The 13,590-nt window shown below is 66.6% G+C and carries 2 protein-coding genes; both read right to left on the bottom strand.

The window, feature by feature from the left end; genetic code table 11:
* Nucleotides 1-4: 4 nt before the first annotated feature.
* Nucleotides 5-1,348: an MFS transporter gene (locus tag AD666_RS21570; RefSeq protein ID WP_053156492.1), complete on the bottom strand. Its 1,344-nt coding sequence runs from the start codon at nucleotides 1,346-1,348 to the stop codon at nucleotides 5-7.
* A gap of 70 nt (nucleotides 1,349-1,418) precedes the next feature.
* On the bottom strand, nucleotides 1,419-13,590 hold a 12,172-nt coding region (locus AD666_RS21565; RefSeq protein ID WP_053156489.1), incomplete at its 5' end, for a non-ribosomal peptide synthetase.

The following is a 13,590-nucleotide window of genomic DNA, read 5'->3' as shown; positions in this document are numbered from 1 at the left end:
GGATTCAACAAGGTTCCGCGTCTGGCACAAACGGCGCAGGTGCTCCCGCCCATCCCGGTGCCAGCCGTCGTAGCGGCTTGATCAGCAGACCGAGACAAGCCAGCAGCACATACAAAAAACCAGCGATGGCAAACAGCAAGCTCAGACCGCCGATCTTGCCGCTACCCAGTACCGGGGCGAGTGTAGCTTTCCAGTCGCCAGGGGCACTCAACAGCGGGATCGCCCAAGTGTCCGCCAGGGTGCCGGCGCCCAATGCTCCGATTGGCATCGCCAAAAGGCAAACCATCTGCCGCGTCGACAGGACGCGTCCCAGCACTTCGGCAGGCAGGCTGCGCTGCCAGAAGCTCTGGTCGCTGCTGGTGCTCAGCGAGAAGCAGCCAAACGCAACGAAAGCCGCTGCGTACAGCAGCACCGGGGAGTCGCTGATGCCGATGCCTAGCACGCTGGCGCCCAGCAACAGATCCGCGAGCAATACGGTGCGGATCAGCCGGGCGGGTGGCCTGGCCACCACCCACAACGAGCCGGCGAGCATGCCCAGGCCGCCGCAGGTCATCACGGTGCCCAGCACCAGCACCGAATGGCGCTCCATCACCAACGGTGACAACAGCGCCGAGGCCAGGCCGAGCATCAGGTGTTCCAACGCGAGGTAGCCTAACAGTGCCCACAAAGCCGGACGGCCGCGCAGCACGGCCAGTGCGCTCGGCGGGCCAACGGTGGGCGCTGCGCGGCCTGTGCCACTGACGCGCACTGCCGAAGCGACCACCGCCAGCCAAATCAGAATGCCCGCGGAAAACAGCACTGCGCCCACCTCCAGCAACAGCACCCCCGGAACCCCGATGCCATCCAGCAGCAGTGCCGCCAGGGTCGGCGCGAGCAGCTGCGGCAAGCCAACCATCAATTGCATCAGGCCATTGGCCCGTCCGATGGCGCGAGGGCTGTGCAGCAAGCGCGGGATCGCCGCCTGGCAGACCAGCATGCGCACCACCAGCGCACTGGAGTTGATCGCGGCAAAGGCATACACCTGGCCGCGATCCAATGCCCCTTGGTCGAACAACCACCACAGCACCAGCGCGGCGAGGCCACTGCAGCCTTCGACACCGAGCAGAATCGCCCGCGCCTCGCAACGGTCCACCAGCCAGCCGGCCAGCGGTGCCAAGAGCAGGCCGGGCAAAGCCGACAAGGCGATGACCCAGGCGTAGTCGGTGACACTGGCCTGTTGCTGCAACAACCAGATGCCCAGGCTGAAAGCCGCGAGGGCTGAACCCAGGGTCGAAGCGACCTGGCCGAGCCAGGCCCACAGCCAGAGCCGGATCGCCCGGGCCCCTTGTGGGAGCGAGCCTGACCGCAATAGCGGCTGAGTACCCGCTCCGTGAGCAAGGTCGCGCCCAGTTCGGGGAGCGGATGTGCGTGAGCCTGCGTCAATCTTCACGGGATAACGGCGCCTCCAGCGCGGGCCAGTGGTGGCGCAGGTGCGCGGCCAGGGTGGGTGCTGCTCGTGCCTTGAGGATCGACAAGTGGTCGCAGTCGGCGATCACGCATTGCTGGCAGTCCATGGCGAAGGCATCCCAGTGCTGTTCGACCGAAGTGGGTGGTTCACGGCCGTGCTCGGCCTGCAGCAGTACCACTGGGCCTGGGTAGGCCGGCGTCGGCTGGTAGTCGGTCGCCAGGTTGGCCTGGAACACCCGCAGAGGGCCGAGCAGTGACGTGGACCTGGCCTGTGCCGGCATCAAGCCGACAGCCTGCATGCGCTCCAGCAACGTGGCGCATTGTTCTTCCGGCTCCTGGTCCGCCAGGGTGTCCAGGTCAAGCTCCAGGCTGCATCCGGCGTCGAGTTCCAGCAAAGTCACGTAGCGCCCCAAGGCCTCGCGAGCGTCGCGTGCCATGCGCTGGCCCGGTACACGGCTGTCGATCAGCAGCACGGGGGCCACCTGCGCACCGCTCGCCTGCAACTGACGGGCGATTTCAAGGGCCAGCCAGCCACCGAACGAATGCCCCAGCAGGTAGTAGGGTCCCTGTGGCACTTGGGCACGGATTTCCCGCACATAGGCGCGGGCCGCCGCCTGCACCGACCCATGGGGTTCGCTGCGGCCATCGAGGCCACGGGCTTGCAGCCCGATCACCGTCAACCGCCCATCCAACTGGCGCACCAAAGGCACGAAACTGCTCACGTTGGCGCCTGCGCCCGGCACCATGAACAGGCAGGGCGCAGTGGGCGAGCCGGTTTGTAACGTCAGGCTGGCACGGCTGGCGACAGGCTGAAGCGGATGCGCCTCGCTCTGTGCCAGTGCCCGCTCCAGGGCGGCCGCCAGGCCCTGCAGATGCGTCGGATCGCGCATGATCGACCAGTGATCGCCTGCGATCCGCTGTTCCACCACATCCGCCCCCGGCAGCGCTCGCCAGTCGGCGCCCAGATCCCGGGCTCCGATCAACTCTGGACGCGCCGAAACCGCGCTGAACAAATGCACGGGCAAGCCCAGTGGCACCGGCCGGTAGCGGACCATCGCGTTGCGCAGAGTCAGGTTCAGGCGCGCCCGGCGGATCAGTGCCAAACGATCAAAGGCCGGCGGCAACCAACCTCGGGTGCGCGCCGTGGCGAGCACGGCGTCGAGGTCCAGGCCGCGGTGCCAGGTTGCCTCCCGGTCGTCATCGGCCTGTTGGGTGGCCAGGTAGCCAAGCAATTGCTGACGCAGATCGCTTTCGTCGAGACTGAAGGGCAACACCGGTGCCCGCAATGCCCCTGGCTGACTGCTGTCGATCAGCCCGAGAAACGCCACTTTTTCATCCTCGCCCAGCAGTTGGCGCGCCATTTCATAGGCCAGCACACCGCCGGCCGACCAGCCCGCCAGCCGATAAGGACCGTCGGGCTGAACAGTGCGCAACAGCGTGATGTAGCGTTTGGCGAGGGTTGGGTTGTCGATGTCGTCTTCCAACTCGGCCGCGGCCTGCACGGCGTAGACACCGAGTTCCGGATCCAGGTGGCGGGCTAACCGTTCATACGGTAGCGCCTCGCCTGTGCCCTCGTGGATGAAAAACAAGGGCGGCTGGCGACCGCTGCCCGGACGAATACACAGCAGGCCCTGAGAGTCAGCGGTATCCCGCGCCACCACCTGACGGGCCAGTGCCGCCAGGTCCTCGGCGTTGAACAGTGCAGCAACGGGGACGTCCAGGCCTTGCGCGCGCAGGCCGTCGAGCAGTTGCACCAGCAGCAACGAGTGTCCGCCGAGGGCAAAGAAGTTATCTTCACGGCCGACCTGCTCAACCCCCAGCAACTGCGACCACAGCTGCGCCAGACAGGTTTCCGTGGCACCGCGCGGCGGAGTGTAGGGGCGTTGCTGCAGAGCCTGGTGGTCCGGCGCCGGCAAGGCACGCCGATCCAGTTTGCCGTTGGCAGTCAGCGGCCATTCTTGCACCTGGACATAGGCGCCGGGCAGCATGTGCGCTGGCAGCTGTTCGGCCAGAGCAGCGCGCAGCGTCCCCGGTGCCAGATCGCCACCCAACTCGGCCAGCAGGTAAGCGACCAGGCGCGGATCCCCTGGCTCGTCCTGACGCGCCACTACCACGGCCGAGCGTATACCGTCCAGCGCCACGAGGCGCGCTTCGATTTCTCCCAGTTCTATGCGAAAGCCGCGCACTTTGACCTGCTGGTCGTTACGACCCAGGTACTGCAACCGGCCGTCGGCGGTCCAGCGGGCCAGGTCGCCGGTCTTGTAGAGCCGCTCGCCGCGACTCCCGGCAAACCGCGCAGGCCGGAAGCGTTCGGCATCCAGGGCCGGTCGGTTCAGGTAACCCCGGGCAAGGCCGGGCCCGGCAACGTGGATCTCCCCGACCACACCCTGGGGTACCAACTCGCCATGTTCATCGAGCAAGTAGATGCGCAGGTCCGGGATCGGCCGGCCGATGGGCACCAGTCCGACGTCGGAGGTGCAGTCGGCGGCTTCGATCGCTTGATAGGTGACGTGCACCGTGGTCTCGGTGATGCCGTACATGTTCACCAGTTGTGTACGGTGGCTGTCCGGCCGTGCGAACCAGGGCCGTAGTGCGGCGCCGTCGAGGGCTTCACCACCGAACACAATGCAGCGCAGGCGATGGGGGGCGGCGCGGGTCTGCTTCATCCAGGCATAGAAGGCGCTGGGGGTTTGGTTGAGGACCGTGACGCCGGTGTCTACCAGCAGGTCGTAGAAATCCTGCGGGCTGCGTGAGGTCAAATACGGCACCACCACCAGCCGGCCGCCATGCAGCAGCGCGCCCCAGATTTCCCAGACCGAGAAGTCGAACGCGAAGGAATGAAACAGCGTCCAGACGTCCCGCTCGTTGAACCCGAACCAGCCTTCGGTAGCGCTGAACAGCCTTAGCACCGCGCGGTGTTCGACCATGACGCCCTTGGGCACGCCGGTGGAGCCGGAGGTGTAGATGATGTACGCCAGGTCGGTATCACTGGCCTGAGGATCGGCCGGCAGATCCGTCCCGGGGTGTTCGCTCCAGTTGCCGCGATGCGGGTCCAGGGACAGGACCGTGCAGGCGGCAGGCACCTGCAGCGCTGGCGGTAGTGTCCCGAGGGTCAGTACCACTCGGGGGTTACTGTCGCCGAGGATGAAGTCCAAGCGTTGCGCGGGATAGACCGGGTCCAGCGGCACATAGGCGCCGCCGGCCTTGAGGCTCGCCAGGATGCCCACGAGCATGTCCAAGCCGCGCTCGGCGTGGATCGCCACGCGGCTTTCCGGGCCGACACCCAGCTCCCGAAGACGATGAGCCAGGCGGTTGGCGCGTTGGTTGAGGGCCCGATAAGTGAGGGTCTGCGTGCCGTACTGGAGTGCAATGGCGTCGCCTCGGCGCGCAGCCTGGGCCTCGAAACGCTGGTGCAGGCGTTCGCCCGATGCCGGCGCCAGGGGGGCGACGGGGTTGAAACCGTCGAGCAACTGCTGGCGTTCAGCCGGGCTGAGCAAGTCGATGGTGGCCACGGTCTGCTGATCGTCGGCGACCATGGCCCGCAGCACCGACAGCAGAGCATGCCAATGACGCGCCACGGTGGCGGCATCGAATAGCGCGGTGGCGTAGTTGAAGCCGCCCTGGATCACGCCGCCGGCCTCATGGACGTCCAGCGCCAGGTCGAACTTGGCCGTGGTCACGGGCGCGCCAACGCTTTCCAACTGCAAGCCGTTGCCCAGGTCAAGCTCCCCACGGGGCGCGTTCTGCCAGGCCAGCATCAATTGGAAAACCGCGTTATGGGCCTGTGACCGCGGCGGGTTGAGTGCTTCGATGACCTGCTCAAAGGGCAAGTCCTGATGGTCCTGGGCGGCGAGGGCGAGCGCCCTGACCTGGGTCAGCAGCGCGTCGACCCGCGGCCCTTCGTCCAGGTCGATGCACAGGGCCTGGAAGTTGACGAAGAAGCCGATCAGCGGTTCCAGCTCGACCCGGGCGCGGTTGGCGATGGGGGAGCCAATGACCACCTGGGCTTGGCCCGAGAAACGACTGACCACCACGGACCAGGCGGCCAGCAAGGTCATGTACAAGGTCACTCCATGACGCTGGCTCAAGGTCTTGAGACCCTGGGTCAGCTCTGCGTCGATGTGCACCGGCAAGCTGGCACCCGCGTAATCCAGGCGCGGTGGGCGTGGCCGGTCAGTGGGCAAGGTGACGCAGGTCGGTGCGGCGCCCAGGTGTGCGGTCCAGTAGGAACGCTGGCGCTGCAATTCATCGCCTTGCAGCCATTGGCGTTGCCACAGGGTGTAGTCGCCGTACTGGTGCGTCAGTGCCGGCAACGGATCGTCCCGGCCCTGGCTGAAGGCCCGGTAGAGCTGGGAGAACTCGTCGGTGAGCACCCCCATGGACCAGCCGTCCGAGACCAGGTGGTGCACGGTTACCAGCAGGATGTGGTCGTCGGCCTCCAGACGCAGCAGGCGGGCACGGACCGGCCATTGGACGGTGAGATCGAAGGGGCGACCGGCTTCTTCGGCGCAATGGGCTTGCCACTCCGTCGCGCCGCCTGTGCTCAGGTCCAGGCTGACCAGCGGCAACGCGGCGGGCGGGTCGATGACTTGTCGCGCTTGTCCGGACAGGCTGACAAAGCGCGTGCGCAGGCTTTCATGGCGCGCCACGATGCGGTCAAGGGCCCGGCGCAGGGCGTTTTCATCCAACTGACCGCGCAAGCGCAAACCGGCGGGCATGTTGAAGGCCGCTGTCGAATCCGGATTGAGCTGCTGGATCAGCCAAAGGTTCTGCTGGGCGAACGACAGTGGCAGCGGTTGACTGCGATCAGCCTCCGGCAACGGGGCCTGGCGGTTGTGGACGGAACTGCCAAGCAGTGTGGCCATGGCGTGCAGGCGCGGCTGGGCGAAGACCGCCGAGAGCGGCACCTCCAGGCCCAACCGATGGCGGACCTGGGCGAGCAAGCGCAACGCCAGCAGCGAATGCCCACCGAGGGCGAAAAAGTCATCCTCCCGGCCAATCGGCTCGACGCCAAGCAGTTCACTCCAGATCGCCGCCAGGCCGATTTCCAGTTCGCCCCGCGGCGCGCTGTAGGGCGTCTGGGCGAACGATTCAGGCGTTGGGGCCGGCAGGCGCAGGCGATCGACCTTGCCATTGGCGGTGAGCGGCAGGCTCGCCAGTTGCACGAAGGCGGCTGGCACCATGTATTCCGGCAGGCGTTCGCTCAACTGACTACGCAGCGCCAGTGGCGACAACGCATGGGCCGCGTTGAAGTAGGCCACCAGGCGGGGTTCCCCACGCTCGTCCCGCTGCACGACGACCACCGATTCGCGAATGCCGGGCACTTGATCGAGGCGACTCTCCACCTCGGCGAGCTCGACCCGATAACCGCGGATCTTGACCTGCGAGTCGTTGCGTCCCAGGTATTGCAAGGTGCCTTCAGCGGTCCAGCGCGCCAGGTCACCGGTTTTGTAGAGGCGGGCTCCGCAGCGTTGGTCGAGAGGGTGGTCAATGAAGCGTTCAGCGGTCAGGTCCGGTCGATTCAGGTAGCCTTGGGCCAGGGCCAGGCCCGCCACATGCAACTCACCCACCGCGCCCTGGGGCACCCATTGGCCATGCGGGTCCAGCAGGCACACCTGGGTATTGGCGATCGGCCGGCCGATCACCGGTACGTCGGCCCATTGCTCGGGGTCATCGCCCAGGGTATGGGCACAGACCACATGGGTTTCGGTCGGACCGTAGTGATTGTGCAGGCGGGCCTGGGGGTGCTGGCGGAAAAACGCGCGCAGTGCTGTGGTGATGCGCAGGGCTTCGCCGGCAACGATCACATCGCGCAGCGCCGGCAACGCCAGCGGTGTTTCGCTCCAGCGCTCGGCCAGTGCCGCCAGGGCAATGTACGGCAGGAACAATCGCTCGATGCGGTTATCGCAGAGCCACTGCGGCAGGGCGTCGAGGTCCAGGCGCCGGGCTTCGTCCAGCAGCACCAAAGTCCCGCCGCTGCCCAGGGTGGAGAACATCTCCTGGAAAGCCACGTCGAAGCCCAGCGCGGCGAATTGCAGGGTGCGCGCGGCGCCAGGCAGCGCGTGACCAGCCTGCCAGGTCAACAGATTGCTCAGGGCCAGATGCCCCATGGCGACGCCCTTGGGCAGGCCGGTAGAGCCGGAGGTGTACATGACGTACGCCAGATCGTCCGGGCTCGGTTGCGCCAACGGTGGTGCGGCGGGGGCGGGTGTCGCGGTAGCCGAGAGGCGGACGGACAACGTGCGGCAGCCCTCGCCAGTCTGCAAGGCCTCGACGTGCTCGATATCCCACAGCAGCAGGCAGGGTTGGCAATCGTCGATGATGCCTTGCCGACGGGCAATCGGCTGGCTGGGGTCGAGCGGCACGTAGGCCGCCCCGGTCTTGAGCGTGGCGACCAGGGCCAGCACCATTTCCAGGCTACGGGGCAGGTGGATGGCCACTCGTTGGCCGGGCCCTGCGCCCTGGTCGATCATTGCCCAGGCCAAGTGGTTGGCCTGGCGGTCCAGTTCCCCATAGCTCAAGCCGCGCCCATGCAGTTCAACGGCAATGGCGTCAGGCCGCAGCAGCGCTTGACGCTCGAAGGGGCGGTGCACCCAGCTCGCCTCAGGAAATGGGGTCGGCGCCGGGTTGAGCTGTTGCAGCAGGCGCTGGCGTTCGTCGGCGTCGACCAGTGCCAGGTGCGTGACCGCCTGACGATCGTCGGTGATGAACTGACGCAGCACTTGGATCAGGTAAGACCAATGCCGGCTGACGCTGGCGCAGTCATACAGGGCAGTGGCGTAGTTGAGCCCGCCGATGATCCGTCCCTCGGCTTCGTAGAGTTCCAGGGAAAGATCGAACGGCGCGGTGGTCTGCTCTCCGGACAGGGGCGTGAGGCTCAGACCATCGAGGTCCAGGCTGCTGCGGGGCGCGTTCTGCCAGGCGAACATCAGCTGGAACACCGGCGTATGGGCCAACGAACGCGGCGGGTTGAGCGCCTCGACCACGTGCTCGAACGGAACGTCCTGATGGGCTTGAGCCTGCAAGGCATGCTCACGAACCTGGGCCAGCAACTGGCCGACTTCCGGCGCGCCGCTCAGGTCCACACACAGTGCCTGGGTGTTGACGAAAAAGCCGATCAGCGGCTCCACTTCACTGCGGGTGCGATTGGCGACCGGGGTGCCGATGACCACCCGTGCCTGGCCGGACAGGCGCGCCACCACCACGGCCCAGGCGGCCAACAGCGTCATGTACAGCGACGTACCGTGGCGCCGGCCCAGTGCCTTGAGCGCCGAAGCGGTAGGCTCATCCAGGGCCACCTCCAGCCGCGCGCCGGCGAAATCCTGGCGCGGCGGCCGCGGGCGGTCGGTGGGCAGATCGACCCGTTCCGGGGCCTCGCGCAGGTGTTCGAGCCAATAGGCCAATTGCCTGGCACCACGTTCGCCGGCCAACCAGTCACGCTGCCAGGCGGCGTAGTCGGCGTATTGAATGGCCAGGGGCGCGAGCGAGTCCGGTGCGTTGCCATGGAAAGCTTTGTACAGCACCGAGAGTTCGTCGATCAGCACGCCGATGGACCAGCCGTCGGCGATGATGTGGTGCAAGGTCACGTGCAGCACGTGGCGTTGCGCACTCAGGCGCGCCAACCACACCCGCAGCAGTGGGCCCTCGCTCAGATCGAAGGGACGGGCCGCTTCGTGGGCCATGGCGGGCTGCAAGTCGGCGGCTTCGGCCAGCTCCACCCGTTCGAAATCCCAGCGCGGGGTGGGGTCGATGACTTGCCGGACCTCGCCGTCCTGTTCGATGAATCGCGTGCGCAGCACCGCGTGGCGCTCGACGATACGTGCCAGGGCATTGCGCAGGGCGTTTTCGTCCAGCTCGCCGTCCAAGCGCAGGGCACCGCTGATGTGATAGGCGGCGCTGGCCTGGGCGTCCAGGCGTGCGATGAACCAGAGACGCTGTTGGGCGAATGACAAGGGCCGCGCCGCTGTCTGCGGCAATACGGGAATGCCCGTCAGGGTGCTGTGTGCAGCGTTGACCAGCAGCGGTGCCAGTCCGGCCACGCTCGGATGCGCGTATAGGGTGGCCAGGGGCAGTTCAAGGCCCAGGCGTTGGCGCACCCGCGAAACCCATTGCACGGCCAGCAGCGAATGCCCGCCCAGCTCGAAGAAATCATCGTGCCGGCCAACCCGGGCCACGCCCAAGAGGTCGCACCAGATTTCGGCCATGAGGCATTCCTGTTCTCCGCACGGTGCCTCGTAGGCCTGAGTGCTCCAAGCGTCTTCGCCGGGGCGCGGCAAGGCCGCACGGTCGAGTTTGCCGTTGGGCGTCAACGGCAGGGTGTCCAGCGCAACGATCAGGGCCGGCACCATGTGCCCCGGCAAAACCTCGGCCAGGGCATCACGAAGGGCCGTTGCGACCAGCGGTCCATGATCTTCGGCCGCCACAGCGTAGGCTACCAACGCCGGCTCGCGACCCTCGCGCGCAAGCGCCAGCACCGCTGCGGCGCTGACCTGGGGCAGGGCCAGCAAGGCCGCTTCGACTTCCCCCAATTCGATGCGGAAACCGCGGATCTTGACCTGGAAGTCGTTGCGTCCCAGGTAATGGAGCTGCCCCTCGGCATCCCAAAAGCCCAGGTCGCCCGTGCGGTACAGCCGCGCCGTCGGGTCGCTGCTGAACGGGTCGGCCAGGAAACGCTCCCGGGTCAGCTCCGGACGGCGATGGTAACCGCGCCCGACGCCGGCACCGCCGATGTACAGCTCGCCCGGCACGCCCACCGGCAATGGTTGCAGAGCTTCGTCGAGGACATGCACCTGAGTGTTGTCGATGGGTCGGCCGATGTGCGACTGGAATCCCCGGTCACGGTCCATCGACACCCAGGTCGAATAGACGGTGGTTTCGGTCGGGCCGTAGAGGTTGTTGACCTGGCGCACGGCGCTGTCGGCGAACAATCGTTCCACCAATGCCCGGGGCAATGCCTCGCCGGCCAGGTTGACGCACTCCAGCGAAGCCGCTAGAGCATCGGCGCGCAGCAGCGCGTCGAGCGCCGACGGCACGGTGTTGAGCAGGCTCAGGTCCGGGCGTTGGTCGAGCAAGGCGAGGGCGTCGTCCACCAGTTCCAGGGTGCCGCCACAGGACAGCGGCGCAAAGCATTCGAACACCGACAGGTCGAAGTTGATCGAGGTGCTGAACAGGCTGCGCTCGAGGGTTTGTGCACTGAAGCTGTGCAGCGCCCAGTCAAGGAAGTTGCGTGCGTTGCGGTGCTCGATCATCACGCCCTTGGGCTGGCCGGTGGAACCGGACGTGTAGATCATGTAAGCCAGGTGATGGGACTCAAGCCCCGTGTCCAACGGCGCGTCACTCTGTGGTGCATCGCCGCCGCGCAACACCTCGTCGACGTTCAGGCGCTGGCAATCGCTGGCGAGGGTCAGCGTCAGCGGCGCATCGCTCATCGCCAGGATTGCCAGCGGGGCGCTGTCTTCAAGCATGTAGGCCAGACGCTGGGCCGGGTACGCCGGGTCCAGCGGAACATAGGCACCGCCGGCCTTGAGCACAGCCAGCAGCGCGACGACCAGTTCGGGGCTGCGGCGCAAATGGATGCCGACTCGCTGGTCGGGGCCGACGCCGAGTGCCTGCAGGTGCCGGGCCAGGAGACGGGCCTGGCGGTCCAGTTGGGCATAGGTCAGCTCGCGGTTCTTGCAACGCACCGCTACCGCCCCTGGCGTAAGGCGCGCCTGGGCTTCGAAGCGCTCGTGCAGCAGGGCGCGCTCGGGTAGAGCGCGCTGGGTGGCGTTGAACCGCGCCAGTTGCTGGCGTTCTTGCGCCGGCAGTACATCGAGGCTACGGGCAAGCCGCTGCGGATCGGTATTCAAGGCTTCGACAAGGCTCTCCAGTGCACAGTGCATGAAGCTCCAGGCCCGTTGCGCGCCCACTTTACCGGCAATCTGCGCAGTCAGGCTGAAGCCTTGGCCCAGGTCGTCCACCGAAAAGGTGAAGGGATAGTTGGTGCGCTCGGCGGTGCTCAGCACGCGCATGCCCTCCACCTGCTGGTGCGGGGTGTCTTCCAGGCTGTAACGGAAATTGAGCAAGGCGCAGAACAACGGCGTACCGGACGGCACGCTGCTGCAACGTTGGGCCAGGGCCAATGGCGTGTGCTCGTGTTCGAGCAGTGCCGACAACGCCTGATGGGTGTGTTGCAGGCTGTCGACCACCGAACGCTGTGCAAAACCGATGCGCAGCGGCAGGGTATTGATGAATACGCCCAATGCCTGGTCGGCACCTTGCACCCCTTGCAGCCGCCCCAGCAACACCGTGCCGAACACGACGTCGGCGCGGCCTGTGGCCTTGCCCAACACCAGCGCCATGGCCAAGTGAAAGAGGCTCGCCACACCCACCCGATGCTGACGCGCCGCCTGGCGCAGGGCTGTCGCCAGCGCCGGTTCGAGGGGCGCGCGTACTTCGTCAAGGACGCCGGTGTTCTGCACATCGAGCAGCCCGAACGGGGCCGTGGGTTCGCTGACGTCGGACAGCATCGATTGGAAAAATGCCTGCTGTCGGGCGCTGTCCTGGTCCCGCCGTGCGTGGGCGACGAAGCGGCGGAACGGTACGGGTTCCCTCAGTGCACTGTTCCGGCCCTGTTGAATCAGGACGATTTCTTCGACCATGCGCTCCAGGGTGGTGTGGTCCAGTACCAGGTGATGGTGCAAGACCTGCAACAGCCAGCGCTGCTGCGCGGCGTCGAATGCCTTCACCACCCGCAGCAGCGGCGCCTGGCGGATGTCCAGGCGTAGCTGGCGGGGATCGGTGTGGGCTTGCAACTGCGCCAACGCATCGTCCTGGGTGATACGCAGGACCTCGACCGGCAGCGGCGCGGTGCGCCAGACCACCTGCACCGGTTGGTCCAGGTCTTCCCAGGCCAGGGCGGTGCGCAGGATGTCGTGACGGTCGATGACCCGTTGCAAGGCTTCGCAGAACGCGTCCAGGCCGGTCTCCTGGTCAAACGCCAGGGTGGTGTGCAGCAGGTAGGTATCGCCCTGATCCTGCAAGAGATAATGAAAAAACAGGCCTTCCTGCAACGGGGCCAAGGGGTAGATGTCCTGGACGTTGGCCGCGCCCCCTTCAACGCCGGCAACGATCCGATCGATCTGTGCCTGGGTCAGGTCCACCAGAGGCAGCAGGTCTGGGGTGATCCGGGTGCAGCCCGGCGGTAGGGGACCGCCTGCTGCATCAGGGGCGTCGGTCGACGTCTCGCCGGGTTTGGCCAGGATCGCCGCGAGTGCGCTGACCGTGGGGGCGCCGAACAGGGTGCGCACATCGATGGCCCAACCGTCTACCCGCAGTTGCTCGACCAACTGCACCGCCAGCAGCGAATGCCCGCCCAGGGCAAAGAAATTGTCCTGGCGTCCCACCCGCGGCACGCCGAGGGTTTGCGCCCAGAGCTCGGCGAGACGAGTTTCCACCGGTCCCTGCGGTGCTTCGTAGCGCTGCAAGGCGAAGTGCTCTTCACCGGGCTCGGGCAGGGCGCGACGGTCGAGTTTGCCGTTGGCGGTCAGGCTGAAAGCCTCAACTTGCACAAAGGCCGCCGGCAGCATGTAGTCGGGCAAAACCGCGGCCAAGCGGCCTCGCAGCTCATTGGGCTGTTGAGCCTGGGTCGCGCTGAAATAGGCGAGCAGGCGCTGTTGGGCATCGACTCGTACCACCGCTTCGGTGATGCCGGGTAGCGCCTTGAGTTGCGCTTCGATTTCCCCCAGTTCGATGCGAAAGCCGCGGACCTTGACCTGCAGGTCGTTGCGTCCGAGGAACATCAGCACGCCGTCCGCGCGCCAGCGCACCAGGTCACCGGTGCGGTACAAGCGCGTGCCGGGGTTGAAGGGGTTGGTGACGAAGCGTTCTTCGCTCAACTGCGCCTGGTTCAGGTAACCGAGGGCCAGCCCGTCGCCACCGATGTACAGCTCGCCRGCGACGCCGATGGGCAGGGCCTGGCGCYGCTCRTCGAGGACGTAGACCTGGGTATTGCCGATGGGCCGRCCGATGGGAATGTCGCCCGCCAGCGCATCCTCGAGGGTGATGCGATGGGTGGTGGCAAAGGTGGTGCTTTCGGTGGGACCGTAGCCGTTGAGCAGCTGCCCGGGAGGTGACCGCCGTAGTACTCGCTCGATGCAGCGCGGG

The organism is Pseudomonas sp. Pf153 (genome assembly GCF_001269775.1).
Lineage (GTDB): Bacteria > Pseudomonadota > Gammaproteobacteria > Pseudomonadales > Pseudomonadaceae > Aquipseudomonas > Aquipseudomonas uvaldensis.
The sequence above is the reverse complement of the archived record's forward strand: the minus strand, read 5'-3'. Positions and strand labels throughout refer to the sequence as shown.